Origin of the sequence: Streptomyces rubellus, from assembly GCF_036323805.1 — a bacterium.
Classification (GTDB): domain Bacteria; phylum Actinomycetota; class Actinomycetes; order Streptomycetales; family Streptomycetaceae; genus Streptomyces.
This window is the reverse complement of record NZ_JAZDCX010000011.1, coordinates 190,717-217,476: the sequence shown is the minus strand read 5'-3', so window position 1 is coordinate 217,476 and position 26,760 is coordinate 190,717. Positions and strand designations below refer to the sequence as shown.

The window sequence follows — 26,760 nt, the reverse complement described above, 5'->3', positions numbered from 1 at the left end:
CCCCGCCGCGCCCGCTCCGGCCCCCGGCGGCCCGGGCCTCTCAGCGGGCCAGCAGCCTCCGCAGCGCCCCGGCGACCTCGCCGGGGGCCTCCTCGGCCATGAAATGGCCGCAGGTGACGGTGGTGTGGACCAGATCGGGCGCCCAGGCCCGCCACAGCGCCGCGGCGTCGTAGCCCAGCGCCGCGCCCCAGTCCTGCTGGAGCACCGTGACCGGCATCCCCAGCCGGCGGCCGGCGGCGCGGTCGGCCAGGTCGTGTTCGACGTCGATGCCGGCGGAGGCCCGGTAGTCGGCCGTGATCGAGGGCACCGCGGCCCGGCAGGCGTCCAGGTAGGCGGCGCGCACCTCGGCGGGGATCGCGCGCGCGTCGCCGGTCCAGGCGTCGAGGAAGTGGCCGAAGAACTCGTCCGCACAGGCGGCGATCATCCGCTCGGGCAGCCCGGGGGGCTGGGCCATCAGATAGAGGTGGAAGCCCACGGCGGCGGCGGTGCCGTGCAGGACGTCCCACATGTCCGCGGTGGGGAGCACGTCGAGGCAGGCGAGGTGGGTGATCCGGCCGGGGTGGTCGAGTCCGGCGCGGAAGGCCACCAGGGCGCCGCGGTCGTGCCCGGCCAGTGCGAAGCGGTCGTGTCCCAGTTCACGGGCCAGTGCGACGATGTCGGCGGCCATGGTGCGCTTGGCGTAGCCGGTGCCGTCGGTGTCGGCGGGCTTGTCGCTGGCCCCGTAGCCGCGCAGGTCGGGGCAGATCACGGTGTGCCCGGCCGCGAGGTCGGCGGCGACGTGCCGCCACATCAGATGCGTCTGCGGAAAGCCGTGCAGCAGCACCACCGGGGTGCCCGAGCCGCCGACGGCCGCGTTGAGGGACACACCGTCGGCGACGGGGACGCGCCGCTGGTCGAAACCGGGGATGGCAGGCGACATGGTCCGCCCTTCCGTGCTGGATCGAGTGGTTCGGGGCGGCTCCGGAGTGCCCGGGACCGCCGGGTCTCCCAGCCTGCCGGGCGCGGATGAGCACCGGATGAGCGCGCTACCGTGACCTGGGAGGATGCTCCGGAACGGCCGGTCGGCCGGGAGGTGGCCGGGACCGGGAAGGGAGCCTGCGGTGCGGGTCTCGTTCGGTGTGCTGGGGCCGGTGACGGCCTGGGAGGACGGCACCGGGGACGCCCTCGCCCTGAAGGGCCCCCGGCACCGCGCGGTGCTGGCCCGGCTGCTCGTCGCCCGCCGCCGCGTCGTCCCGGTCACCCGCCTGGTGGAGGACCTGTGGGCGGAGCCGCCCGCCGACGCGGTGGGCGCGGTGCGCACCTTCGTGGCCGCGCTGCGCCGCGCCCTGGAACCGGAGCGGCCGCCCCGCTCCCCGGCCCGGCTGCTGGTCACCGAGGGGCCGGGGTACGCGCTGCGCGCCGCGCCGGAGACGGTGGACGCCTGGTGCTTCGAACAGGCGGTGGCCGCCGCCGCGGCGCTGCCGCCCGGGGACGCCGCCGAGCGGCTGGCCCGGGCACTGGACCGGTGGCGCGGCCCCGCCTACGCCGGGCTCTCCGGCCACCCCTGGGCCCGCGCGGAGCGCTCCCGTCTCACCGAGCTGCGGCTGCACGCCGTCGAGCGGCTGGCCGAGGCCCGGCTGTCCCTGGGGCTGGCCGCCGAGGCGGCGGCGGACCTGGACGCGCACACCGCCGGGCATCCCTGGCGCGAGGACGCCTGGCGGCTGCTGGCCCTGGCGCTGTACCGGTCGGGCCGCCAGGGCGACGCGCTGGCGGTCCTGCGCCGGGCCCGCACGCTGCTGGCCGAGGAGCTGGGCGTGGACCCGGGGCCCGGGCTGCGCGCCCTGGAGGCGGACATCCTCCACCACGCCGACCGGCTGGACCCCGGCGGGGGCGGCGCGGCGGAACGGGTGTGGGAGCGGGCGGCGGCCGCGTACGACCGCGCCGTACCGGCCGGGGCACGGGTCCGGCTGGAGTCGACGGTGGCCCTGCTGCGCGGGCTGGCGGTGACCGGGGGCGGCGGCGGCCTGCCCGCGGCCCGCCGGCACCGGGTGGCGGCGATCGAGGCGGCCGAGGAGCTGGGCGATCCGGAGCTGACCGCCCGGGTGATCGGCGCCTACGACGTCCCGGCGGTCTGGACCCGGCTGGACGATCCGGAGCAGGCCGCGCGGGTGGTCGCGGCGGCCGAGCGCGCCCTGGCCGCCCTGCCGGCCACGGGCCATGCGGCGGCCCGGGCCCGGCTGCTGGCCACGATCGCCCTGGAGTCGCGCGGCACCGGGGGTGCCCGCGGCCCGCAGGCCGCCCGGCAGGCGGAGGAGCTCGCGCGCCGGCTGGACGATCCGGCCCTGCTGGCGTTCGCCCTGAACGCGGTGTTCATGCAGACCTTCGACCGGGCCGGTCTGGCGCCGCGCCGGGACGCGGTCGGCGCCGAGCTGGTCACTCTGTCCGCCCGGCACGGTCTGGTGACGTACGAGGTGCTCGGCCGGCTCGTCCGCCTCCAGGCGCGCGGCGCGCTGGCGGACTTCGCCGGGGCCGACCACCACGCGGCCGCCGCCGACCGGCTGGCCGGACGCCATGAGCTGCCGCTGGTGGGGGTGTTCACCCGGTGGTACGGCGCGCTGCGGCTCGCCGCGGCCGGCGGCACGGTGCGGCAGGCCGAGGCGGCCTACCGGGACGCGGCCGCCACTCTGGCGGGCTGCGGCATGCCCGGGCTGGAGCAGGGCCTGCTGCCGCTTGCGCTGCTGTGCCTGCGTGTCCAGCACGGGCTGCCCGCGCGGGGCGGCGGACCGTCCGGGCCGTCCGGACCGGACGACGCGCCGGACAGCGGGCCGGACGACTTCGGCCCGTACGCCCCCTGGGCCCGTCCGCTGGTGCTGCTGGCCGAGGGGGACCGCGCGGCGGCCGCCGCGGCGCTGCGCGAGGTCCCGGACCCGCCGCGCGGCCTGCTGCTGGAGGCCCTGTGGTGCCTCGTCGCGCGGGCCGCCGTCGCCCTCGGGGACCGGGCGGCGATGGAGCGGGCGCGGGACGCGCTCGCCCCGGCGGCGGCGGAGCTGGCCGGGGCGGGCAGCGGCCTGCTCACCGCGGGGCCGGTCGCGGGGTTCCTGGCGGAGCTCGCCGCCGCGCTCCGCCGCGCTCCCCGCTGAGCCGCCCGGCCCCGGCGAGGGTCAGTGCCGGGCGGGGTTGCGGCGGATGATCTCGTCGACGAGTCCGTGGCCGGGGAAGTCCGTCATCAGTACGCCGGTGCGCCGCACGGAGGATGTGTCGCACCGGTTGTTCCGGCCGGTGAGGCACTCGTACAGGAAGCCGTTGACACCGGTCGCGGTCGGGGTGCCGCCCGCGACGACGGACGGCGGGGCGAGCAGGCTCGCCCCGCTGGCCCAGTTGACGTACAGCTTGTCGCCGTTCGGGGCGCCGGGGTCCCGGCAGTCGGCGCTCCGGTTGGCGCGGTCCAGCTGCGCGTGGACCTTCTCCCACTTGTCGTTGATGCGGGAGATGCCGTCCACCCGGTAGGAGTTCTGCACGTAGCAGTTCTTCTGCGGTCCCCACTCGTCCGCCCAGTCGGCGTAGTTGAGCTGGGCCAGGCCGTAGTCGGGGTAGTTGCCGCCGTGCGGGCCGCTCCAGTTGACCAGCACCACCTTGCCGCGCACCTCGTCCAGGTCCGGTACGGGGGCCGCCCCCGTCACCGACGGCTGCCAGAACAGCTCCCGGTGGGCCTCGGCGTAGGAGTCGAAGATCTGCCGGCGCCGGTGGTTGTGGTCGGTGCCGCACTCCGGGCACGGATCGGCGTCCTGGCAGCCGCCGATTCCTCCCGCGCACTCCCCGTGCATGTGGAGCAGGACCGTCTCGGTGGGGTGCTCGCGCAGGAAGGCGCCGAGCTCGCGGAGCACGTCGTCGAAGTTGGCGTTCTGGTAGACGGCCCCGTGGTGGACGGAGAACCGGCCCCGGCCGTCCTCGCCGGCGACCATCCGCACCCGGATGTCGACGGCCCGGACACCGGCCCGCAGCTGGAAGGCCAGGGAACCGCCGCCCCTCCCGTCGCCCCTCTCGCGCCGCTCCTGGGTCTCGGTCACGACTCCCCCGTACACGGCCAGGGTGTCGTGGGTGCCGGGTATGGACAGCTCGGCCAGGCTCGCGTCCCCGCGGACGGCCGCCATCCAGTCGGGGTGGGCGTCCGCCCGCAGGCTCCGGTAGGACTCCGGGGCGCTGTACGCCCGGGCCGTGCCGCCCGGCCCGGCCACGGTGACGGCGCTCGCCGCCAGTACGAGGGCCAGCGGGACCGACAGTCGTCGCATCGTTCTCCTCATGGGTGCGCGGTGGCGGACACCCCGATCCTTCCGCCCCCCGCGCGCCCGTACCCCGCCCGGCGGAACCGTTCACCGAACGGTCACCCCGTCGCGGGGCACGGCCGCGGCGTGTCCGGCCCGGACGGGAGACCCGTTGTCCGGATACGCACCGGTGACGCGGATCACACACATTCACCCCTTCAGGGGCGGAATGCCCGGTAAGGGGTGTCCGTTGAACCCTTCGCGGGTGCCGGTGGCGGGACAGTGTCCCCGGGCCTCACCCACCGCCTGCGAGGAAGATCGTTCGGCTGAAGCCTCGCAGTGCCCTCCGCCGCGAAGGCGACCGCCGCCACCGCACCCGCACCCATGGACCGGCGCCGGCCAGGACTCCCCCGACCTGGCCGGCGCCTCGCCGTGTCCGGCTCCGTCTTCCCCGCCCCCTCGCTCCCTCGCCCGGCGGGGACGGGACATCGATGTGCGGTTTGTCATGAATCGCTGTATTTTTTATGTGTATGTGCGTTCCGCACGCTCGCGAAGAACGACGTCGCGGGCGCGTCGTCCTCCTCCGGGTCTCCTGGGGAGCCGCGTCCAGGACCGGCCCGGACCCGCGTGGTGCGGGATCCGTGCCCACCGCTGTGAGGAGCGAGAGATGACTCAGGGAACCGTGAAGTGGTTCAACCCGGACAAGGGCTTCGGCTTCATCGCCCGCGAGGACGGACCGGACGTCTTCGTGCACTACTCGGAGATCGAGGGCAGCGGCTTCCGCAACCTGGAGGAGAACCAGCGGGTGGAGTTCGAGGTGGTGCAGGGCCCCAAGGGCCCGCAGGCCACCGGCGTCCGGCCGCTCTGAGCCCGGCAGGTCCCGGCGGCCGCCGCCGGGGACGCGGCGAGGGCCGGCGCCCGAGGGTGCCGGCCCCTGCCGTGCCCCGTCCCGTGGCTCAGCCCAGCGTCTCCAGGGCCTGGTTGAAGGTCTTCGACGGACGCATGACCGCCGAGGCCCTGGCCGGGTCGGGCCGGTAGTAGCCGCCGATGTCGGCCGGCGAGCCCTGCACCGCGACCAGCTCGTCCACGATCGTCCGCTCGTTCTCGGCCAGTGTCCCGGCCAGCGGACCGAACGCCTCCGCGAGCCGGGGGTCGTCGGTCTGCCGCGCCAGCTCCTGCGCCCAGTACAGGGCCAGGTAGAAGTGGCTGCCGCGGTTGTCGATGCCGCCCAGGCGGCGGCTGGGCGACTTGTCCTCGTTGAGGAAGGTGGCGGTGGCGCGGTCGAGGGTGTCGGCGAGCACCTGGGCGCCCGCGTTGCCCGTGGTCTGCGCGTAGTGCTCGAAGCTGACCGCCAGCGCGAGGAACTCGCCCAGGCTGTCCCAGCGCAGGTAGTTCTCCTTGACCAGCTGCTGGACGTGCTTGGGCGCCGAACCGCCGGCACCGGTCTCGAACAGCCCGCCGCCGTTCATCAGCGGGACGACGGAGAGCATCTTGGCGCTGGTGCCGAGCTCCAGGATCGGGAACAGGTCGGTCAGGTAGTCGCGCAGCACGTTGCCGGTGACCGAGATGGTGTTCTCGCCGCGGCGGATGCGCTCCAGGGAGAACCTGATCGCGTCGACCGGGGCCATGATCTCGATCCGCAGGCCCTCGGTGTCGTGCTCGGGCAGGTACGCCCGGACCTTCTCGATCAGCTTCGCGTCGTGGGCGCGGGTCTCGTCCAGCCAGAACACCGCCGGGTCGCCGGTGGCGCGGGCGCGGGTGACGGCGAGCTTGACCCAGTCGCGGATCGGGGCGTCCTTGGTCTGGCACATGCGGAAGATGTCGCCGGCGCCGACCTCCTGCTCCAGGACCGTGTTGCCGGCCTGGTCGACCACCCGCACCGTGCCGGTGGCGGGGATCTCGAAGGTCTTGTCGTGGCTGCCGTACTCCTCGGCCTTCTGCGCCATCAGCCCGACGTTGGGCACCGAGCCCATCGTCGCGGGGTCGAAGGCGCCGTTGGCCCGGCAGTCGTCGATGACGGCCTGGTAGATGCCCGCGTAGGAGCTGTCGGGCAGGACCGCGAGGGTGTCGTGCTCCTGGCCGTCCGGGCCCCACATGTGGCCGGAGGTGCGGATCATGGCCGGCATGGAGGCGTCGACGATGACGTCGCTGGGGACGTGCAGGTTGGTGATGCCGCGGTCGGAGTCGACCATCGCCAGGGCCGGGCCCTCGGCCAGCTCGGCCTCGAAGGACTCCTTGATCCTCGCGCCCTCGGGCAGCGACTCCAGGCCCTTGAGGATGCCGCCTAGCCCGTCGTTCGGGGTCAGGCCGGCCGCGGCGAGCGTCTCGCCGTACTCGGCGAAGGTCTTCGGGAAGAAGGCGCGTACCGCGTGGCCGAAGATGATCGGGTCGGAGACCTTCATCATCGTGGCCTTCAGGTGCACGGAGAACAGCACGTCCTCGGCCTTGGCCCGGGACACCTGCGCCTTGAGGAACTCGCGCAGCGCCGCCACCCGCATGACGGCCGCGTCCACGACCTCGCCCGCCAGCACCGGCACCGACTCGCGCAGGACGGTGGTGGAGCCGTCGTCACCGGCCAGCTCGATGCGGAGCGAGCCGTCCTCGGCGACGACCGCGGACTTCTCGGTGGAGCGGAAGTCGTCCTGGCCCATGGTGGCGACGTTCGTCTTCGACTCGGCGGTCCAGGCGCCCATGCGGTGCGGGTTGGTCCTGGCGTAGTTCTTCACCGAGGCGGGGGCGCGGCGGTCGGAGTTGCCCTCGCGCAGCACCGGGTTGACGGCGCTGCCCTTGACCTTGTCGTAGCGGGCGCGGATCTCGCGCTCCTCGTCGGTCTTCGGGTCGTCCGGGTAGTCCGGGAGCGCGTAGCCCTGCTCCTGCAGCTCGGCGACGGCCGCCTTCAGCTGCGGGATGGAGGCCGAGATGTTCGGCAGCTTGATGATGTTCGCCTCGGGCGTCTTCGCCAGCTCGCCGAGCTCGGCGAGCGCGTCGCCGATACGCTGGTCCTCCCTGAGGTACTCGGGGAAGACCGCGATGATCCGCCCGGACAGGGAGATGTCCCGGGTGTCCACCGTGACCCCGGCCTTCGAGGCGTACGCCTGGACCACGGGCAGGAACGAATACGTCGCCAGGGCAGGGGCCTCGTCGGTGTGCGTGTAGATGATGGTCGAGTCAGTCACCGGGTGCTCTCCGCTCCACGTCTGCAACATTGCTCGACATCAAGATATCTCGTGGGCCCCGCTCCCTTCGACTCTCCCCTCCGCTCTCCTCCACTGCTTCCCGGCTCCCCACCCGATTCCCCCTCGGCGGGGAGCCGCGCCGGCGGCACGGGCGCCGCAGGACACGGCGGGGGCCGCCGGGCGGACGCCCGGCGGCCCCCGCCCGTCCCCGGGGACGGGCCGGTACGGTCAGTACGGTCCGTTGACGTTGTCGATCGACCCGTAGCGGTCGGCCGCGTAGTTGCAGGCGGCGACGATGTTGGCGACCGGGTCGTACTGGCTGTTGGCGGTGCCCGGCACATGGTAGGCGTCGAAGGTCGGCTTGATGACCTGCAGCAGGCCGATGGAGGGAGTGCCGCGCTGGGCGTTGATGTCCCAGTTGTTGACGGCGTTCGGGTTGCCGCTGGACTCCCGCATGATGTTGCGGTGGATGCCCTGGTAGCTGCCGGGGATGCCGTGGGCCCGCATGATGTCCAGGGCCTCGCGGATCCAGCCGTCCAGGTTGTCGGCGTAGGCCTTCGCCGACTGCGGCTGCGCGGACTGCCGGGCCTGCGCGGCGGGGCGGGCCTCGTTCTTCTTCGGCGCGGCCTTCTTCGGCGCGGCGCTCGGGGTGGCGCCGGACCGGGCGGTGTCGAGGGTCAGCCGCTGGCCGGGGAAGATCCGGTTCGGGTCGTCGCCCACCGTCTTCCGGTTGGCCTCGTAGACCGCCTCCCAGCCGCCCTCGACGCCGTGGCCGGTGGCGATGCCGTAGAGCGTGTCACCGCTGAGGACGGTGTAGGTGCCGGGGCCGGCGGACTTCCGCTCCGCCGCGGCGGCTCTCTCGCCCTGCCGGCTCTTCTGGACCTGCTGGGTCTGCTGGGTCTGCTGGGTCTTCCCGGTCTGGGTGCGGACCTCGGAGCGCTGCCGGTCGGCGGCTCCGGCGTCCGGCGTACCGCCGTCCCGGCTGAGGCCGGCCGCGGGGCCGCAGGTGGGCCAGGCGCCCGGCCCCTGCATGTCGAGCAGCTTCTCGGCGGCGGCGATCTGCTCCGCCTTGCCGGCCAGGTCGGCGCGCGGCGCGTACCGGGTGCCGCCCGCGGCCTCCCAGCTGGACTGCGAGAACTGCAGTCCGCCGTAGTAGCCGTTGCCGGTGTTGATGGACCAGTCGCCGCCGCTCTCGCACTCGGCGACCTCGTCCCACACGGCGACGGAGGCGGCGTTCGCGCTGCCCGCGGTGAGCAGCGGCGCGGCCACGCCCGCGCCACCGGCGGTGAGGACGACGGAGAGACGGGAGAACTGACGGGAGATCACGGGCGTGCGCGGGCGACGGTGTCGGCCTCGAGACATGGGGGGATGTCCTCTCCTACGCCTGCGAGGTTAGCTGTCGGATTCGGGCTGGAGTTGCCCGGCCGTTCCCGGTGCGCCGAGGCGCGCCGGGGAGTGGCTTCACCCCGAGCCGTACCGGCGGAAAGCACGGTACGGCGGATATGTGGTTTCCCCGCTCCTGCCGCGTTCGACTGCGGTCCGTCCCCCCGACCGGGCGGCAGGATTCGGCGTACCGGCGGTGGGGCCTCCGCCCTGGGACCGGAGGCCAGGAAACATAAACACAACCAATTCCCGGAAACAAGGGACCAAAAATCCGCCGGGTCACACGATCACCGCAGGCCTGTAGTGGTTGGCCACGGTACGTGGCCGATCTCCTCCCGGGAGTGAGAGGTCACCCGGCCCGCCGATCGGCCAAAGTCCGGCGGAAATCGGGGAATCGGCGGCGGGGGACGGGTCCTCTTCCCAGGAGGCAACCGCCGGTGAAATGGAGGAGTGATTCCCGACACATCCGCCGGACGGTTTTCTTTACATCACCCGATCAGGAACTTTGCGCACCTCTCCGGAGAATACCGGAAAACGACCGCACCCCTTCGTGAGTTATTCGGCCTTTCTGTCCGCTGTGCCCCTTTCAGGGCTTTCGGTCTCTTCGTGTGCTTACCCGGGGACCGGGCCGGTCGCCGCCGGGCGCGCCCGGCCACCCGTCAGGCGCGGGTCAGCTCCGCCGCGCCGAAGGAGACGTCGAAGCGGTCGCACCAGATGCTCACACTGGTGAACCCGGCCGGGTCGACGTCGTCGGGCAGCGGATAGTTCTGGTCGCCCTTGTTCCCCTTGAGCTTGCCGAGACTGACGTACTTCCCGTCGTCGAAGACGCTCCAGCCCGCCCGGCCCTCCTTCACCGGCGCGTCGGTCAGCCAGACGTACAGGTCCGGGCCGTTGCTGGTGTCGAGGCCCTCCAGGCGCAGGACATGGGAGCCGTCGGCCAGCCGGAGCAGCCGCACGGAACCGGAGGTGGTGTGCTCATGGCTGATCAGATCGCCGCCCGCCAGCGTCCGCGGCTCCTGCGGTGCGGACGGCGTGGACGACGGGGACGGCACCGGGGAGGCGTCCCCGGACGGCGCGGAGGCCGTCGGCGGGGCCGCCGTGTCCGCGGCGGCGGGCAGCGCCTCCTGGACGGTCTCGTCCTGCCACAGCTTCCACGGCTGGAACCAGTACAGCCCCACCCCGGCCGCCACGACGGCCAGCACCGCCACCCCCGCGACCACCGGCCTGCCCAGCACCTGGCGCACACGCCCCATCCCGTTCTCCTCCTGGTCCGTGCCTCGGTCCGGCACACCATTCAACGCGGCCGGCGGCACCCGCGGGCCGTTCGGAGGATGACGGAACCCTTACGGCTCCCCGGCGCTCCGGCCGCTCCGGGGACACGCCGGAGGCAGGGCGCGGCCGCGCCCCGGCGGACCGCACATGGCGGTCACCGGACGGGCTCCGGGGCGATCTCGGCGATCAGGCCCTCGATACGGGCCTTGATCTCGTCACGGATCGGGCGGACCGCCTCGACCCCCTGCCCGGCGGGATCGTCGAGCTTCCAGTCGAGGTAGCGCTTGCCGGGGAAGACCGGGCAGGTGTCCCCGCACCCCATGGTGATGACGACGTCGGACGCCTGGACGGCCTCGACGGTCAGCACCTTGGGCACCTCGGCCGACATGTCGATGCCGACCTCGCGCATGGCCTCCACCGCGGCGGGGTTGACCGCGTCAGCCGGGGCGGATCCGGCCGAGCGGACCTCGACGCGGTCGCCGGCCAGACGGGTCAGCCAGGCGGCGGCCATCTGGGAGCGGCCGGCGTTGTGGACGCACACGAACAGCACGGACGGCTTGTCGGACATCACGGACTCCCTGCCTCACGACGACTCCCGGGAGTGGCATCACCCCCGACTGATGTGAGAGTATCAGCGCATGATGACGTCAGTCGATACTGACCTGATCCGGGTGCTCGCCGACCCGCTCCGCATGCGGATCGTGACCCTGCTGGCCACCGAGACGCTGTGCACCACCCACCTGGTGGCGGAGACCGGGGCCAAGCAGACCAATCTCTCCAACCATCTGCGGGTGCTGCGCGAGGCGGGTGTGGTGGAGACCGAGCCCTGCGGCCGGTTCACCTACTACCGGCTGCGCCCGGACATCATCGAGTCGCTGGGCCGCTCCCTGCAGGAACTGGCCCGCACCGCCCGGACAACCCGCGCCGCCGAGACGAAGAGGCCCTGCCCATGACCACCGCCGACGAGACCACCAGACCGGCGGACGAAGCCGGCGGCATCGCCGCCAGGCTCTCCACCCTGGACCGCTTCCTGGCGGTGTGGATCCTGCTCGCCATGGCCGCCGGCCTGGGGCTGGGCCGGATGATCCCCGGCCTGAACGACGTCCTGGCCAAGGTCGAGATCGGCGGTGTCTCCCTGCCCATCGCGCTGGGCCTGCTGATCATGATGTACCCGGTGCTGGCCAAGGTCCGCTACGACAAGCTCGACGCCGTCACCGGCGACAGGAGACTGGTCGTCACCTCACTGGTCGTCAACTGGCTCATCGGCCCGGCCGTGATGTTCGCCCTGGCCTGGATCTTCCTGCCCGACCTGCCCGAGTACCGCACCGGCCTGATCATCGTCGGACTGGCCCGCTGCATCGCCATGGTCATCATCTGGAACGACCTGGCCTGCGGCGACCGCGAGGCCGCCGCCGTCCTGGTCGCCCTCAACTCCGTCTTCCAGGTCCTCGCCTTCGGCCTGCTGGGCTGGTTCTACCTCGACCTGCTCCCCGGCTGGCTCGGCCTGGGCAACGGCGAGGCCCTGGACATCTCCATGTGGGAGATCGCCCTCAACGTCGTCATCTTCCTCGGCATCCCGCTGGCGGCCGGCTTCCTCACCCGCCACCTGGGCGAGAGGAAGATGGGCCGCACCGGATACGAACAGCGCTTCCTGCCGAAGATCGGCCCCTGGGCCCTGTACGGCCTGCTGTTCACCATCGTCATCCTCTTCGCCCTCCAGGGAAAGACGATCACCTCCCAGCCCCTCGACGTCGCCCGCATCGCCCTGCCCCTGCTGGTCTACTTCGCGATCATGTTCTTCGGCACCTTCGCCCTGGGCAAGGCCATCGGCCTGGCCTACGAACGCACCACCACCCTGGCCTTCACCGCCGCGGGCAACAACTTCGAACTGGCCATCGCCGTCGCCATCGCCACCTTCGGCGTCACCTCCGGCCAGGCACTGTCCGGCGTCGTCGGCCCCCTCATCGAGGTCCCCGTCCTCATCGCCCTGGTCTACGTCGCCCTCGCCTGGCGCAAGAAGTTCACCACCCCCGCACCGGCCCGGGAGGGCTGACCTCCGCGCCGCGCCCCCTCCCTTCTTCGCCTCCTCCGGGGCGCCGCCGGTACGGCTCCTGCCCGTACCGGCGGCGGCCCTCGGGCGGTCTCCCGGCGCCTTCCCGGTGTCTCCGGCCGGGCAGGCCCCTGACACGGCAGTCGCCCGGCGGGACGACGGGCCACCCGGCGCCGGGGCACCGGAGGAGGCCCGGCCGGCCGAGCCGGGCGGCCGCCGGCTGTCCACCGAGGCCGGCACCGCCGGCACCGGCCGCGTCGTCGGCGTGTACGTCACCGAGGGCAGCGCCGCCTTCGGCTGGTTCGACTACCGGCGGGCGGACCCCGGCACCTGACCGCCCGTCGTCCCGGGCGCTCCGGGCTCCCCCGTCACCGCGGGCGGCGGGGGGCCGCCCGCGGTGACCACACCGTCCCGCAACTCGAACACCCGGTCGGCGCGGCGCAGCAGTTCGTCGTCGTGCGTGGTCAGCAGGACGGTGGCGCCCTCGCTGTCCACCACGGCGCGCAGCAGCTCCAGCACCGTCTCACGGGTCCGGGTGTCCAGCTGTCCCGTCGGCTCGTCCGCGATCAGCAGCGCGGGCCGGTTCGCCAGCGCGCGGGCTATCGCCACCCGCTGCTGCTGGCCTCCGGAGAGCTCTCCAGGCCGCTGGGCGGCGTGCTCCCGCAGTCCGACGAGGGAGAGCAGCAGTTCCACCCGCTCCTCGCGCTCGTGGCGGGGGACGCGGCGCAGCCGCAGCGGCACGCCCACGTTCTCGGCCGCGGTCAGCATGGGGATGAGGCCGAACGTCTGGAAGACGAAGCCGACGCGCTCGCGCCTGAGCTCCAGCAGCCGCCGCTCGTCGAGCCCGGCCAGGTCGACACCGTCCACGGTGACCCGGCCGGCATCGGGCCGGTCCAGGCCTCCGACCAGGTTCAGCAACGTGGTCTTCCCCGCGCCCGAACGCCCCCGCACGGCCACCAGCTCTCCCCGCGGGACCTCGAAGGTCACCCCGCGCAGAGCACGCACGGCCGCGGAGCCGCCGCCGTAGGTGCGCACCACGTCCCGGACGGCGACCATCGCCTCCGGTCCCGCCCCGTCCGCCGCGTGCCGTGCGGGCGCCCCGGTGCCGGTCACCGGCATGTGTCCGTCCCCTTCCGCGTCCTTCCGCGCCGCTTTCCCGGCGGCTGACCCGGTCGCCGTCCGCCTACGCATCCCGCGAGTCCTCCGGTGCGCTCTCCCGGGCCTCCCGGGCGTCGTCCCGGTGGACGGTGATGTGGTCCGGCCGGAGCGTGAGCCGGGCCCGGTCGCGGATCGCCAGCTTCTCGGCGAACTCGGCCGGCAACTGCAGCCGCCCGGCCCGGTCGACCGTGACGTACTCCTGGGTCACCACGGTCTCGGCGCCCTTCCCGTCACGGGTCGCACGGCGCAGCACCTCCGAGGAGGTCCGCCCGTCGCGGATGGCCACCGTACGGCGGACCGCCGAGGCGACCGCCGCGTCGTGCGTCACGATCAGCACGGTGGTGCCCAGCTCCTCGTTGACCGTCCGCAGGGCCGTGAGGACCTCCTCCGCCGCCCGTGAGTCCAGTTCACCGGTCGGCTCGTCCGCCAGCAGCAGCGCGGGGGCGTTGGCCAACGCCACGGCGACGGCGGTGCGCTGCCGTTCACCGCCCGACATCCGGTGCGGTACGCGGTCGTGGCAGTGGCCCACGCCGAGCAGGTCCAACAGGTCCCGTACCCGTGCGGCCCGCTGCCGCCGCCGTATCCGGCCGCCGCCCAGCCGCATCGGAAGCGCCACGTTCTGGGCCGCGGTGAGGAAGGGCAGGAGATTGCGGGCCGCCTGCTGCCAGACGAACCCCACCACCTCCCGCCGGTAGCGCAGCCGGGCCGCCGCGTCCATCGCCGTGAGGTCGAATCCGGCGACCGACGCGGTACCGGCCGACGGCACGTCGAGCCCGGCGAGGACGTTCAGCAGCGTGGACTTGCCACTGCCGGAGGCCCCGACGAGCGCGGTCAGCTCGCCCGTCCGCACCACCAGGTCCAGGCCCTGCAGGGCCTGGACCTCCACACCGCTCGCCGTGAAGATGCGCACCAGCCGGTCGCAGACGATCAGCGCGTCCGGGCCGCGCCCGTCCTCGCTCCGCTCCTCCGCGGCCCGCCGTTCCAGCTCGGCCAGGCTCACCGGCACCGTCGAACGGCTCATTCCCGCTCCCCCTTCCGCAACCGCCCGCCCTCCTCGCACGCGCCGCCCGGCCAGGCTTGCACGGCCGCCACCACGCAGGCCAGGGCGAGCAGGCCCGACGAGGGCCACAGCAGCGCCCCCGCGTCGGTCACCAGAGCCGCCCGCACGGTCTCCTCCCCGGCGGCGCGCGCCCGGGCCGTGAACGCCAGCGGGGTCAGGTCCACGGCGGGGCGCAGCAGCGCCACGGCCCCCAGCGCGGTCACCACTGCGCCCAGTACGCCCAGCGCCGCCGGGGGAAGCGTCTCGGCCCACACCAGGGCACGGCCCTGCCGCGGGTTCATCCCCACCGCCCGCAGCCGCGCCAGGGCGGTCCGGCGCTCGGCCGCCGACTGCAGCAGCCACAGCAGCAGCGCGAGCGCGGCGTAGCCCGCCCCGGCCACCGCGGCGGCCGACTGCGTCCGCCGGGTGCCCTCCCGCAGAGGGCCGGCGCCGTACTCGGCCTCCTGCCGGGAGCGCAGACTCACCGTCAGGCCGTCCGCCGTGCGGCGGACCGCGTCCGCCAGGGCCCGGCCGTCGAGCCCGGGGCCGCTCACCAGCAGCACGGTGGGGCGCGGCGGTGCGCCGCCGCGCCCCACGGGCAGCGCCGCAGCCGACACGACGGCGAACTCCCCGGTGACGGCGGGCGTCTCGGAGCGGACGGCGACGGCGCGGACGGTCGCGCGGCCGCCCGCGGTGTCGACGGCGGCCGTGCCCCTGTCCCCGAGAGCCTCGGCCAGGCCCGGGGAGACGACCGCGGGGAGCGGACCGGTGCCCGGGGCGCGGTCGAGCTTCCCGGCGGGGAAGGGCTCGCCGCCGTCGAGCCCGGTGCGGCCGGCCAGCCGCGCGTAGGAACGCGGATCGACGGCGACCAGCGCGAAGGCCGGTCCCCCGGTGCCCTCCGGCCGCTGCCCGTACTCGATCCGCACGGCGGCCGTCCCGTCCACCTCCGGCACCCGGCGGACCCGGTCCGCCAGGCCGCCGGGCAGGGCGTCCGACGCCTCCACCCGGGCATCGGCGCCCACCTCGGCCAGTGCCGCGCGGGCGCGGCTCTCGGCGACCCCGGTCAGCACCGCGCCGCCGAAGGCGGACACGGTCAGCCCGACCAGCACCGCCAGGAGCGGCAGCACCGACACGGCCGGGGCGCGGCCGAGCCGGATCAGCGCGAGGGGGAGGACCAGCCCCCGCGACCGGGCGGCCGGACGCGCGAGCGTCCGCAGCGGCAGCGGGTACGCCCGCAGCAGCACCAGCGCGGCCACCACCGCCAGCAGTACCGGTACGGCCGCGGCCAGCGGATCGGTACCGCCGGAAGCGGTGTCGGCCCGCCGGACCGCGGCCAGCCCTCCCACCGCCAGCACGACGACCGTGAACTCCGCGACCGCGCGGCGCCGGGTGGGACGGGCGGTCGCGACATCGCCGCGGACGTCCGGGCGCAGCCGGCGGTGGGCGGCCGCCGCCAGGACGGGCAGCGCCGCACACGCCACCGCGGCCACCACCGCGCCCGCCGCCAGCGACACCGGCAGCGCGCCCCGGGAGGCGGGCACCCACAGCAGGGCGCAGCCGGTGCCCACCGCGGCGGCGGGTACCGCGACGGCGGCCGTCTCCCCGAGCAGACCGAACCCGATGCCGGTCAGGCTCGCGCCCCGGGCCCGCAGCAGCACCAGCTCCGGTCGCCGTCCGGCGGCCGTGAGGACCGCGGCCGTCACCAGCACCACGGCCGCCGACGCGCCGACACCGGTGACGGCGGTCAGGGCGAGTGAGCGGGAGGTGCGGCGCTCCTCCTCGAACCCCTCCAGCAGGGCGATGAGTTCGTCGGCGGTGACATCGGTGCCGGACACCGGTGAGCGGTCCCGCACCTCCGCCTCGTCCGGCCCGGCGGACAGCGCGGCCAGCGCGGACCGCAGGGCCGGGACATCCGCCGCCGTGAGGCCGGCGGTGCGCACCGGATGGTGCCAGTAGGCCATGGCACCGCCGTTGCAGCGCAGCAGCACCGCGCGGGCCCCGCTGTCGATCAGTGCGGAGAAGTACCAGTACTGGTTCGGGGGCGGCACCGTGGCCGGCACGGTCCGCAGCTCGGGCTCCAGCAGGGCGGGCTCGGTCCGCCAGTGGTCGGCGTCCGGGTCGCGGGGGGCGACCAGTCCGCTGACGCGCACCGTGACCCGGGCGGCGGTGACGTCGGGGAAGTGGAAGGTGGAGCCGACCGCGAGGTTCATCACCTCGGCGGTGCGGGTGGTGACCACGGCCTCGACGGTGGTGCCGCGGACGTCCGGCGACGGCATCCGGCCGGAGACCAGCCTCAGCCGCGCGGCGTCGTCCTGCGGCCGGGTGTGGAGGGTCAACTGCGGGTGCAGGCCCGTGGGCCTGGGCAGCCCGTCGCCGCGGACCGCCACCGGACCGCTGTTGCGCAGCCCGTACACCGCCGCCTGCCGGTCCGGGACGAGCGGCGGGCGCGCGGTGTCCCACAGCGCCCGGGCCGTCTCCGCCAGCCGCGCCGGGGAGAGGAAGTCGCCGCCGGCCTCGGGCACCTCCCGGTGGGAGGCGGGGGCGGTGACCGTCACCGTACGCTCCTCCGGCTGCGCCCGGGCGAACGCCTGCCGCAGCGCGGCGTCCTCCTGGGCCGCCGTCTGCCGCGGTACGGCGGCCGCCAGGAAGGCGGTCACCCCCACCAGCAGGGCCAGTGCGAGGGCGCCGCCCGCCGACGCCCGCAACCGGGCGCGGACCCAGGGCACGGCCGCCCGCGGCCGCCCGGTCGCCGCCATGTCAGTCATCCCCTCCGCGCAGCGGGTCCGCCGGATTCGTGCGGCGCACGGCGGCGGCAGCGGCCATCACGGCGGGTACCGCCACCACGACGGCCGCCAGTACGGCGGGGAGCCCGCCGGGGAAGACCGTCTCCACCGCCGGCTCGGGCCGGTCCCCCCGCGGGGTCACGGCGGTCAGGGGCACGACGACACGGGCCAGTGCGGCTCCTGCCAGCACGCCCAGGCCGACGGCCGCCACCGCCAGGAAACCCTGCTCGACGGCGACCGAGGCGGCGATCCGCCGGCGTGGGGCGCCCAGAGCGCGCAGGACGGCGGTGTCGGCGGCGCGTTCGCGCAGGGCCCCGACCGTGACGGCCGCCACCCCGGACAGGGCGAGGACCGCGGCGGCGAGCCCGATGGCCGGCAGGGCCGAACGGGGACCGGCGGCCAGCGGGTCGGTGGCCAGTTCCCGGGCCACCTCGTCGCGGGCGAGCAGTGTCACGCCGTCCGGTCTGGCCCGCAGCGCCTCGGCCACCCGCCGGTCCTCGCCCGGCTCGGCGGCCAGCCACCACTCGCCGGGCCGTGCCCCCGGGGCGGACCGGGCGAGCAGGGCGTCCTGAAGACCGCGCAGGTCCATCAGCAGGGCACCTTCCTCTCCACCGCCGCCGTACAGGGGCGTGGTGGGCAGGCCGCGCACCGAGCCGGTGATACGGACCTCCAGCCGGGTCCCGGAGAGGTCGACCACGGTGGTGTCGCCGACCTCGGCCCCCTGAGCCCGCAGGAAGGCGTCGGTGGCGACGGCCGCCGGGCGCGGCCCGGGGCCGTCGGGGACGCCGGAGCGGACGGCGCGCAGGGTCAGTTCGCCGCCGAACCGGTCGCCGTACGGCCCGGGCGGCGGCTGCGCCCCGCTGCCGTAGCGCACGTCGGGCAGGGCCCCGTCCCGGACCGCGGCCGGGTTGCCGGCGCGGACGTCCACGTAGCCGCGCTCCGGCGCGGACCGGAAGTCCGGGTCGTCGACGCGGGCCCGTGCCTCCCAGCCGGTGCCCGGCGGCACGGGGACCGCCACTGTGCCGCCGCCGGCGGTCCCGGCCCGCAGCCCGGTGACGGTCAGCCGCAGATCGACCGGGTGCTCCGGCAGGGGATGGCCGGCCGTCAGCCGGGTCAGGCGCAGCGGACCCGCGGGCACTCCGGCGGGACCGGCCGCGGCGGCGAGGTCCGCCTCCAGCACGTGGGGTTCGCCGTCGGCGGGCAGTTCTCCCAGGAGGAAGGTGTGGGGGACGCCGTACCGGTCCCGGACGACGGCCCGCAACCGCTCCCGCGGTTCACCGGCGCCCGGCCCTTCCCCGGCCCGCAGCCGGGCGGTGACGAGCAGCCGACGGGCCCCGTCCGGCAGGACGCAGCCGGCGGGCGGCCGGTCCGCGGTACGCAGCGGGGCGAACAGCCGCTCCCCGGGCCGGTCCGCCAGGTCCCCGCGCAGCCGTACGACAGCGGCCGCCCGGCCGGTGTCCATCGCCAGCAGGGTCGCCGTGCGGTTCCCGGCGAGGAGCACCTGCTCCCGTACCACCGGGGTGGCGGCGGAGACCCCGGCCAGCCCGTCGTACACGCCCCCCTGACCGAACACCGGGGTCGACATCCCGGTGACCCGCAGATCGGCCCCCACCGCGTAGTCGGCCTGGTCCTGCCGGGACCGGTCCCAGCTCGCCCCCTGGCCCGCGGCGAGGGTGGCCGTCGCCACGGCCAGGACCCCCAGCAGCAGCGGCCCCGCGATCCGTCCGGTGCGCCGTGACAGCTGCCAGTGGGCGCCGGCCAGGACGATGCCGCGGCCCCGGCCCGCCGCCCACCGGCCGACCCGCGCCACCACCGGCAGCAGCCGGACCGCCAGCACCGCGCCGGCCAGCAGGCAGACCGCGGGAGCGGCGACGAGTACGGGGTCCACCCCGAGCGTCCCGTCGCCGCCCGGAGGCGCACCGCCGTCCGCGTGCCCCGCCAGCCTGGTGTAGGCGACCGCGGCGACGGCCAGCAGTCCCACGTCGGCCCCGGCCCGTACGGTGGCGCCGAGCACGGGGCGGCGTATCCGCGCGGCCCGCTCCCCCGCGTAGCTGCCGCCGCGGCGCAGGACCGGCGCGGTCAGCACCGCCGCGCACCCCAGGGCCACCGCGACGGCGACCGCCCAGGCCCGGCCGTCCGCCGCACCGGGGATCCGCATGTCACCGTGGGCCGGGAGACCGTGCCGCGCCATCAGCTCCGCCAGGGGGCCGGCCGACAGGGCGGCCACGGCCGCCGCGGGAGCCGAGAGCAGCAGCGCCTCGCCGGCGGTGAGGGCCGCGAGCCGTCGGCGGGTGCCGCCGCGCGCGGTGAGCAGGGCGTTCTCCCCGGAGCGCCGTTCGTTCAGCGCCCCGGCCAGCAGGACCGTCACGCATCCGGCGAGGACCGCCAGTTCGGCCGCGCCCACCAGCAGCGCCGACCGGCTCGCCAGCAGTGACCGCTCCGTCTCGGTCAGCAGGGCGGGAAGGCCGCTGGTGGCCCGGGTGATCCCCGGGGCGCCCTCGAGCCGGTCCACGGCGCGGCGCACGCCGGCCCCGAGCCGGTCGGTGCGGGCGGTGGTCACCGCCGAGAAGTCCGCCCGCGCCTGCCAGGCGGCGGCGGCCGGGGCGACCCGGCCGCCGGTGAACGCCGAGGTGCGGACGAGCAGCGGCCCGTAGGTGGTGAAGCCGAGCGTGCGGGCCCCCCGGCCGGCCAGCGGGTCGAGCCGCCAGTACGGATCGCTCCGGTCCGCCGGGCGGTAGACGCCCGTCACCAGGACCCGCAGCGGCGGGCCCTGGCTGCGGTCGGCGAGGGTCATCCGCTCGCCCGGGCGTACGCCCAGGACCCGGGCGACCGCCTCCGGCACCGCGACCGGGACGGCACCGGTGTCCCCCGCCGGACCGGGCCGGGCACCGGCGGTGAAGGACACCCGGGAGACGTCGAGGGTGGCCAGCAGGGTCAGCAGTGGATCGGCCGGGTCCCCGCCTGCCGGCCGCTCGCCGGAGGGCAGTTGGTAGGAACCCGACCGGACGGTGGAGGCGACGCGGACCGGCAGTCCGCCGAAGGCGTCCCGCGCGGTGTCGCGCACCAGCGCGTCCAACCGGGCCCGGTCGTCCGCGGCGGCGACGGTACCGGACTCCGCCTCCAGCAGCGCCCTGGCGGCCGACCGGTCCTGGAGCACCCGCCGCAGTCCCGCGTCGGCGACGGCGTCCCCGTACACCGCCGTCACGGTCAGCGCGCAGCAGGTGAGGGTGACGGTGAACAGCACCGCGACCACCAGCGACCGGTGCGCCCACGCCCGCCGGACGAGGAGTTCCCCCACGCCGCCCCCTGCTCCGTCTGTCCCGCTCGCCCGATTCCGGAAGCCGATCACCGTCCACCGGACGGGCGTACAGTCTCCCCGATCCGCACCGGGCGGGGAACCGCCCGGCGCCGGGGTCCTCCCGGACCGTCCGGACGACGCCGCGGCACCCGCGTCCGGGTCCGCGTCCGCCTCCCGCCGGCTGCCCCGGGCCGTACCGCGCTCCCCGGTCCGGACGGCGAGGCGGAGGACCGGTGCCTCGGCAGGTCACCGCGGCCGGCCGCGCCGTGGCGGCGCACCGCCGTGGAGTCCCCGGCGCCCCACCGGCATCCCCGTGGCGGCGAGCACGATCACGGGTACCGGTCGGATCCGGTCCAGGGCCGCCCGCGGGCCGGTGCCGCGGTCGGGATCGTCCGGGATCCGGGACCGCGCGGTCCGGCCGTCCCGCGCTGCGGCACACCGCCGGCCCGCCCGGCGCGGACTCCCGCCGCGGACACCGGGCGGGCCGGTGCCGCGGGCCCGCTCAGTCCCGTTCCGCCCGGTCCGGGCCGGCCCGGCGGTCTGCCAGCGCGTCGGCCACGGTGGCGTACAGCGGCAGTACGTCCACCAGGCGGGTGAGCTCCATGACCCGCCGGACCTCGGGCTGGAGACCGGCGAGCGCGAGACGCAGGCCCTCCTCGGAACGGTGCCGGAAGACCTCCACGAAGGCCCCCAGCCCACTGGAGTCGCAGAACGCCACCCGGGACAGGTCCAGGACCACCAGCGGCGTCCGCCGCAGTTCCTTCGACCTCAGGTGCCCCAGCAGCTGCGGCGAGGTGTGGTAGTCGAGGGGGCCGTCGACGGCGACGACGGTGTGCCCCTCGCCCGCGCGGGAGTCGAGGGTCAGGGTGGGACCGCTGGGGAGCGGTCCGGCGCCGGCCGGAACGGCGGGCGCGGCGGGCTCCGGCGGCCGGCGGGCCGGTGGTCTGTCCATGCTCGGTTCCGTACTCGGCGGTTCCATGCCCGACATGTCCGTTCTGTGCTCGGCGCCCGGGAGCGCCGGGGCGGATCGTCCGCCCTCCTCCGGACGGCGGGGCGACCCCGCGGTACCGCTCACGCGGCCACCTCCGCCCACACCACTTTGCCGCCCGCCACCCGGCGGGTCCCCCAGCGGGCCGCGATGGCGTCGACCAGGAAGATCCCCCGGTGCCCGAACTCCCCGGGCGCGGAGGTCACCAGCCGGGGCTCCTCGGAACTGCTGTCCGTGACCTCGAGCACGATCCTGTCCTCGGCGCGGCGCAGCTCCATGCGCAGCGGCGTCCTGGCGTGGCGTACGGCGTTGGCCACCAGTTCGTCCGCGATGAGCATCATGTCGGTCGCCAGCCGCCCCAGACCCCAGCCGTGCATGGTGTCGGACACCACCTGGCGGGCGACCGGGACCGCGTCGGACACCGGCGGGTACTCGCGGACGACCACGGCCCGGCCGTCCTCCTCCGCGGCGGCGGGCCGGTGGACGCAGAGCATGGCGATGTCGTCGTGCCGGCCGCCGCGGGTGAGGGCCTCCAGCCAGGAGTCGCAGTCGGCCTCGATCTCCCCGGTCGCCCCGGCCAGCAGCTCCCGCAGCTCCCCCAGCCCCGCGTCGATGGGCCGCTCCCGGCGCTCGACGAGGCCGTCGGTGTACAGCAGCAGCCGGGCACCGGGCGGGAACGGCACCTCCTGCTCCGTGTAACCGTGCCTGCCCACGCCCAGCGGCGGGCCGATCCGCTCGTCCAGGAGGCGCACCGCGCCGTACGCGTCGCGCAGTGCGGGCGGCAGATGACCGGCGACGGCCACCCGCAGCCGGCCGCGGTCCGCGTCCAGCGTCGCGTAGGCACAGGTGGTGATGCGTCCGGGGGCGATGTCGTCCACCAGGGTGCTGAGCTGCCGCAGCACCTCGGCCGGGGCGAGCCCGAGGGTCGCGTAGGCGCGGCAGGCGGTACGGATCTGCCCCATGACGGCCGCGGCCCGGATGCCCTTGCCCATCACGTCCCCGACGACCAGGGCCACCTCCCCGCCGGACAGGGGGATCAGGTCGACCCAGTCCCCGCCGGCCTCCGTGCCGCGGGTGGCGGGCAGATAGCGGGAGGCCCGCACGAGGCCCTCGACCTGGGGGAGCACCGGCAGCAGGTGCCGCTGCAGCTCGGTGGCGGCAGCGCGCTCCTGCCGGTACGTCCGCGCGTTCTGCAGCGCCACGGCGGTCTGCGCGGCCACCCCGGTGGCCAGCCGCTCGTGCCGCTCGGTGAACATGCCGGGTTCGGGGTGGCCGAAGAAGAAACCGCCCAGCACCTCGCCGCGGGAGACCACGGGGACGGCGAGATAGCTGCGGACCGGCAGGTGGCCCTCGGGCATGCCCCGGTACGGCGCGTTGCGGCCGTACCGCGGGTCGGCGGTGATGTCGTCGGAGCGCAGGACGCCCACACCGCGGAAGGTCGGCTCGAACACCTCGGTGTTGCGGGGCAGCGGGAAGCGGTCGAAGGCCGACCGGTCCTCCCCGGAGACCACGTACAGGCGGTAGGACTCCCCGGTCTCGCCCGTGACGTTGTAGAAGAAGGCGCCGAAGGCCGCCCCGGTCAGCCGGGTGGCGGCGTCGGAGGCGTGCTGCACCAGGAGGTCGAGGTCCAGCTCCGCGGCCAGGGCGTTCCCGACCTGCTGCAGGGTCTCGACGATGTCCGCCTCCTCCCGCAGCTGCTCCTCGCGCCGCTGCAGCTCCCGCTGCGAGTCGCGCAGTTCCCGCGCGGTGGCGCTCAGTTCCGCCACCAGCGTCTCCAGCCGCGCCGCCTGCCGCTGGACGGACTCCTCCAGCGCTCCGAGCAGCGCCTCCGTGGCGGCGGCACGCTCGCGCACCGGCTGCTCGCCGGTTCCGCCCGGCGGCTGAGGGCCACCGGGGATGAGCGCCATCCGGGTGCTCACGGCGACCGTGCGGAGCAGTTCGGCGGTCCGCGGGGGCAGCGGGACGCGGGAGAAGACGAGGACGGCGAACAGTTCGCCGTCCGGCAGCGGGCCGCCGAAGGCCAGGGCGGAGCGGATGCCGTACTCCGCGACGAACTCCCGGCCCCACAGCTCACGGGTACGGGCGTCGTCGGTGATCTGCAGGGCCTCGAACCGGTCGCGGGACGGCAGCGGGCCGCCGGCCCCCTCCCCCTGCTCCGGACCGCCGCCGGTGCCGATCCGCTCGATGAGCCGGGAGAGCAGCGGCACCTGCTGAAGGGCCTCCGGGGAGGACACCGGCAGGGCGAAGCGCTCGGCGCCGGTGTCCGGGTCCTGCCAGGGAGGGTAGGAGCCCCGGGAGGCGACCAGGGCCAGGCAGCGGGTGTCCGGCGCGGGAGGGCCCGTGCCCGGCCGGGCCGACCGGACCAGCGCCGCCGCGCGGTCCTCCGGGCCGAGTGCGTCCCAGCGCCGCGTCACGAACAGCCGCACCAGAGGGCAGACCCGGCGGCCCCCGGCGTCGGTCATGCCGCGGTACAGGAAGTCGGCCACGGTCTGCGCCGCCTCCTCCATGGACGCGGCCTCCCGGGCGGCCTTCCGCAGTTCCGCACCGCAGCGCACCATCTCGCTGAGGCTCAAGGCGGACAGGTCGAACCTGGCATCCCCCACAGTGTCACTTCCTGACAAGCGCTCCCGACAAGCGATCATGGCCCGAGAAACGCGGACGCAGGGAGAATATCCCGCTCCCGGCGATGCCCCACCGGTCGGGCTCTGTACCCGGGACTTCCCCGTTCACTCCTGACTCCCCCGGCGACTCCCCCGCTTTCCGCCGGGGGCGGACATACCGGCGGAGCGGACGTCCCGGCGGACGTGGCGGACCCGTTTCCTTCCGCCGCAGCCGGAAAACCGGACGGTACGGGATGAAAGGAGACAGAAGTGGCCGACATCTCGACTCAGGAGCTGGACGAGCTGTGGGGCGAGTTCCACACCGTGGTGAACATGACCTCGCGCGAGCTGAACGAGTGGCTCATGACCCGGTCCGCGGGAGAGACCACCGAGGAACTGCCGGACCAGGCGGGCACCCAGAACGGCCGCCGGGTACTGGAGATCCTCGGCAAGCGCCGGGTGGACCTCACCGACGACGACCTCCGCGTCATGCGCAAGGTCGTCGACACCGTCACCGCCGAGCGGGGCGCCGACATGGAGCCCACCGCGGGCCAGTCCAACTGGCGCCACCGGCTGATGACGCTCGGGCACGACCCGCTCAAACCGGCCGGGTAGCGTCCCCGCCCGGGTGGGGGCACCGCGGCGGCGCCCCCGCCCGCTGCCGGACACCCCGGCCCCGGCGAGCGCCCCGGCGCCCGGGAGCGGGCGGCCGCGCGGAGACGAGGACGGTCAGCCGAGCGCCGACCGGATCCGGCCGAGCCACTGCGTGCCCAGTTCGCGCCCGCCGGGGAGCCGGTCGTCCCGGTCCCAGCGCCATGTCGTGATCATCGCCAGTACGAGGATCCGGCATTCGCGCAGCAGGGCCCGGTCGGCCCCCGGGTAGTGCGCGCCGACTTCCTCGGGCGCGTGGGCGAGATCGAACTCGACAGGTCCCCGGCAGCATGTCTCGAGGTCGATGAAGAGCGGCCCGTTCCCCGTGCCGAGCACGTTGCCCGGATGCGGCTCACCGTGCAGCGGCTGCCCGGCGCCGCCGCGCTCGCCGATCGCCCGTCCCAGGCTTCGCAGCGTGTCGCCGAGCAGCTCCCGGTCCGCGTCGGCGAGGGCCGGGGTGCGGTCGGGGTCGGCCAGGAGGCGTCGGGCCTGCTCGACCCGGTCCGTGAAGTGCGGCACCGGGATGTCGAGTCCCCGCATGCCGACATGCAGCCGCTCAAGCGCGCGGGCGTAGTCGGCCGGCGAGATCTCCCGGGATGCCACGGGTCCGTGGTAGGTCCACAGGGTGACCGCGAAGCCGTCCCACTCATGGACGCGTGGCCCCACCCGGGGTTCGGGAGCGGCCACCGGGCACCCTGCTCCGGCGAGCCGCCGGGCGAGCTCGATCTCCAACCGCGCGGCCTGCTGCGCCACGGGCGCCACCCGGGCCACGACATCACAGGGCAGCAGACGCAGCGTGAGCCTGTTCGAGTCCTGGAGGACGATCGCGTCGTCGGCCGCCAGGCCGAGTGACGCGGCGGTCGACACGGCCGCGGCCATCGCACGTGGTACTTCCGACGCCCGCACCGCCGCCCGGCCCTCCCGTCGGGCACCGCACACGGCCTTCGGACGACGCCACCCGCGCACCGTACCAAGCCGGCGGCGGAGCCCGGCCGGCGGCCCGGCCCGGCCGGCCAGGTCGAGCAGCAGCCTCGCGGCCGTCTCCGCCCCGTCGGCGCGCTTCACTCAGAGGGCACGACCCGTCCCGGAGCCGGGAGTTTTTGCCCGTTCGTCTCCGTTCTGTGCACCGCTTGGCACACTTTTCTTGGTAAAACGGACCAGGAACGAGGGCGGCGCGGCTTCAGTCCTTCGAGCAGGAGTAGGCGTCGATGTCGGAGACGGCCGGCTTGTAGTGCTGCTCGAACTGCTTGTCCTCGTCGGCCAGTTTGGGGAAGTGGTTCCGGAAGGACCCCCGCCAGTGGGCGGAGGTGATGAACTCGCGCAGTTTCTCGGCGACCTGCCTGCACTCCTTCTCCCGGCCCTCCGGGATGCCGATTCCGTAGAGCTGGGGCGAGCCGATCTCCAGGCCCTTGACGACCTTGACGTCGTCGTGGACCTCCATGAACCCGTACAGGACGGCCTGGTCCGTCCAGACCGCATGGATGTTCCCCCTGCGCAACTGCCGGACGCAGTCGGAGTAGTCCTGCTCGGGCCGGATCGTCGCATCGGGCATCAGCCTGGCGAGCTGCTCCCGGGTCGAGGGCTTGGAGTTGTGGGTGTCGGAGGTGGAGCCCTGGACGGTGCAGATGATCTTTCCGTCGGTGTCCTTCAAGGACCTGATGGAGTCGTCGGCGGAGCGGACGAGCAGCCCCTGCCGGGTCTGGAAGTACGGTCCGGCGAAGTCGATCTCCTTGTCGCGGTCCGCGGTGATGGAGTAGGTGGCGATCACCAGATCGGCCGTGCTCTGGGCCAGGACCTTCTCGCGTTCCCTGGAGGGAACGTCGGTGAAGGCCATGCCCTCGAACTCCAGCTCCTGGCTGAGGAAGTGCGCCAGGTCGTTCTCGAAACCGGCCCGGTTCCGCGTGTTGTTGTCCTCTACGTTGAAGCCGGGCTGGTCGTACTTCACAGCGATGTTGACTCCCCTCCATCCGGACCGCTCCGGGGAAGGGGGCACCGGGACGGACGATTCCGAGGGGCGGTCGTCCGGGCTCTCGCCGGGGGTGCAGGCGGCCGTCAGCGTGAGCGCCCCACACAGCGCCGCGGCGGCGAGCCGGATCATCGATCTCATCATGACTCCCGTGG

The 26,760-nt window shown here is 75.0% G+C and carries 20 protein-coding genes and 1 riboswitch; of the genes, 6 read left to right on the top strand and 14 right to left on the bottom strand.

The window, feature by feature from the left end:
• Positions 1 to 40 precede the first annotated feature (40 nt).
• The gene (locus V1L54_RS15645) at positions 41 to 919 is read right to left on the bottom strand and encodes an alpha/beta fold hydrolase (RefSeq protein WP_330118600.1); all 879 of its coding nucleotides are present in this window, start codon (positions 917 to 919) and stop codon (positions 41 to 43) included.
• A 181-nt stretch (positions 920 to 1,100) separates the two neighbouring features.
• Here V1L54_RS15645 and V1L54_RS15640 point away from each other — a divergent pair, with 181 nt between their 5' ends.
• Complete coding sequence (locus V1L54_RS15640) at positions 1,101 to 3,119, top strand: AfsR/SARP family transcriptional regulator (protein WP_330118599.1); 2,019 nt, start codon at positions 1,101 to 1,103, stop codon at positions 3,117 to 3,119.
• Between the two features lie 21 nt (positions 3,120 to 3,140).
• Here V1L54_RS15640 and V1L54_RS15635 read toward each other — a convergent pair whose 3' ends face one another.
• Entirely contained in the window at positions 3,141 to 4,268 is a 1,128-nt protein-coding gene (locus tag V1L54_RS15635) for a phosphatidylinositol-specific phospholipase C (RefSeq protein WP_330118598.1), read from the bottom strand.
• A 640-nt stretch (positions 4,269 to 4,908) separates the two neighbouring features.
• Here V1L54_RS15635 and V1L54_RS15630 point away from each other — a divergent pair.
• Entirely contained in the window at positions 4,909 to 5,109 is a 201-nt protein-coding gene (locus V1L54_RS15630) for a cold-shock protein (protein ID WP_330118597.1), read from the top strand.
• Between the two features lie 88 nt (positions 5,110 to 5,197).
• On the opposite strand, the gene V1L54_RS15625 is transcribed toward V1L54_RS15630, so the two are convergent.
• The 4 genes from V1L54_RS15625 to V1L54_RS15610 all read right to left on the bottom strand — a co-directional run bounded on the left by V1L54_RS15625 (position 5,198) and on the right by V1L54_RS15610 (position 10,640).
• Positions 5,198 to 7,417: an NADP-dependent isocitrate dehydrogenase gene (locus V1L54_RS15625; protein ID WP_330118596.1), complete on the bottom strand. Its 2,220-nt coding sequence runs from the start codon at positions 7,415 to 7,417 to the stop codon at positions 5,198 to 5,200.
• 228 nt (positions 7,418 to 7,645) lie between these two features.
• Complete coding sequence (locus V1L54_RS15620) at positions 7,646 to 8,779, bottom strand: transglycosylase family protein (RefSeq protein WP_330118595.1); 1,134 nt, start codon at positions 8,777 to 8,779, stop codon at positions 7,646 to 7,648.
• Positions 8,780 to 8,785: 6 nt separating this feature from the next.
• Positions 8,786 to 8,998, bottom strand: a riboswitch (cyclic di-AMP (ydaO/yuaA leader).
• Between the two features lie 461 nt (positions 8,999 to 9,459).
• Positions 9,460 to 10,053: a DM13 domain-containing protein gene (locus V1L54_RS15615; protein WP_330118594.1), complete on the bottom strand. Its 594-nt coding sequence runs from the start codon at positions 10,051 to 10,053 to the stop codon at positions 9,460 to 9,462.
• A gap of 173 nt (positions 10,054 to 10,226) precedes the next feature.
• On the bottom strand, positions 10,227 to 10,640 hold the full coding sequence (locus V1L54_RS15610; RefSeq protein ID WP_330118593.1) for an arsenate reductase ArsC: 414 nt from the start codon (positions 10,638 to 10,640) through the stop codon (positions 10,227 to 10,229).
• Positions 10,641 to 10,710: 70 nt separating this feature from the next.
• On the opposite strand from V1L54_RS15610, the gene V1L54_RS15605 reads away from it, so the two are divergent.
• From V1L54_RS15605 to V1L54_RS15595, 3 genes are all read left to right on the top strand, one after another.
• Positions 10,711 to 11,025: an ArsR/SmtB family transcription factor gene (locus V1L54_RS15605; protein WP_330118592.1), complete on the top strand. Its 315-nt coding sequence runs from the start codon at positions 10,711 to 10,713 to the stop codon at positions 11,023 to 11,025.
• Entirely contained in the window at positions 11,022 to 12,125 is a 1,104-nt protein-coding gene (gene arsB / locus V1L54_RS15600) for an ACR3 family arsenite efflux transporter (RefSeq protein ID WP_330118591.1), read from the top strand. The genes V1L54_RS15605 and arsB overlap by 4 nt, the downstream gene beginning before the upstream one ends.
• Positions 12,126 to 12,231: 106 nt before the next feature.
• The gene (locus tag V1L54_RS15595) at positions 12,232 to 12,456 is read left to right on the top strand and encodes a hypothetical protein (RefSeq protein ID WP_330118590.1); all 225 of its coding nucleotides are present in this window, start codon (positions 12,232 to 12,234) and stop codon (positions 12,454 to 12,456) included.
• Here V1L54_RS15595 and V1L54_RS15590 read toward each other — a convergent pair.
• The 6 genes from V1L54_RS15590 to V1L54_RS15565 all read right to left on the bottom strand — a co-directional run bounded on the left by V1L54_RS15590 (position 12,429) and on the right by V1L54_RS15565 (position 23,991).
• Positions 12,429 to 13,241 (bottom strand): ABC transporter ATP-binding protein, encoded by an 813-nt coding sequence (locus tag V1L54_RS15590; protein ID WP_443076642.1) that lies wholly within the window; start codon positions 13,239 to 13,241, stop codon positions 12,429 to 12,431. The two genes, V1L54_RS15595 and V1L54_RS15590, sit on opposite strands and share 28 nt — an antisense overlap.
• 64 nt (positions 13,242 to 13,305) lie before the next feature.
• A complete protein-coding gene (locus V1L54_RS15585) occupies positions 13,306 to 14,301 on the bottom strand; it encodes an ABC transporter ATP-binding protein (RefSeq protein WP_330118589.1) in 996 nt (331 codons plus the stop codon).
• Positions 14,298 to 17,084 (bottom strand): thioesterase domain-containing protein, encoded by a 2,787-nt coding sequence (locus V1L54_RS15580; RefSeq protein WP_330118588.1) that lies wholly within the window; start codon positions 17,082 to 17,084, stop codon positions 14,298 to 14,300. The genes V1L54_RS15585 and V1L54_RS15580 overlap by 4 nt, the downstream gene beginning before the upstream one ends.
• Positions 17,077 to 20,400, bottom strand: coding sequence for an ABC transporter permease (locus V1L54_RS15575; protein ID WP_330118587.1), 3,324 nt, complete (start codon positions 20,398 to 20,400; stop codon positions 17,077 to 17,079). Before V1L54_RS15575 ends, V1L54_RS15580 begins: the two co-directional genes overlap by 8 nt.
• Before the next feature lie 502 nt (positions 20,401 to 20,902).
• Positions 20,903 to 21,352: an STAS domain-containing protein gene (locus V1L54_RS15570; protein WP_330118586.1), complete on the bottom strand. Its 450-nt coding sequence runs from the start codon at positions 21,350 to 21,352 to the stop codon at positions 20,903 to 20,905.
• Between the two features lie 119 nt (positions 21,353 to 21,471).
• Complete coding sequence (locus V1L54_RS15565; protein ID WP_330118585.1) at positions 21,472 to 23,991, bottom strand: SpoIIE family protein phosphatase; 2,520 nt, start codon at positions 23,989 to 23,991, stop codon at positions 21,472 to 21,474.
• Between the two features lie 276 nt (positions 23,992 to 24,267).
• On the opposite strand from V1L54_RS15565, the gene V1L54_RS15560 reads away from it, so the two are divergent.
• Entirely contained in the window at positions 24,268 to 24,603 is a 336-nt protein-coding gene (locus V1L54_RS15560; RefSeq protein ID WP_443076646.1) for a DUF3140 domain-containing protein, read from the top strand.
• A gap of 114 nt (positions 24,604 to 24,717) precedes the next feature.
• Here V1L54_RS15560 and V1L54_RS15555 read toward each other — a convergent pair whose 3' ends face one another.
• Positions 24,718 to 25,518, bottom strand: coding sequence for a phosphotransferase enzyme family protein (locus tag V1L54_RS15555; RefSeq protein WP_330118583.1), 801 nt, complete (start codon positions 25,516 to 25,518; stop codon positions 24,718 to 24,720).
• A gap of 301 nt (positions 25,519 to 25,819) precedes the next feature.
• Positions 25,820 to 26,746: a transporter substrate-binding domain-containing protein gene (locus tag V1L54_RS15550; RefSeq protein ID WP_330118582.1), complete on the bottom strand. Its 927-nt coding sequence runs from the start codon at positions 26,744 to 26,746 to the stop codon at positions 25,820 to 25,822.
• Positions 26,747 to 26,760: the final 14 nt, after the last annotated feature.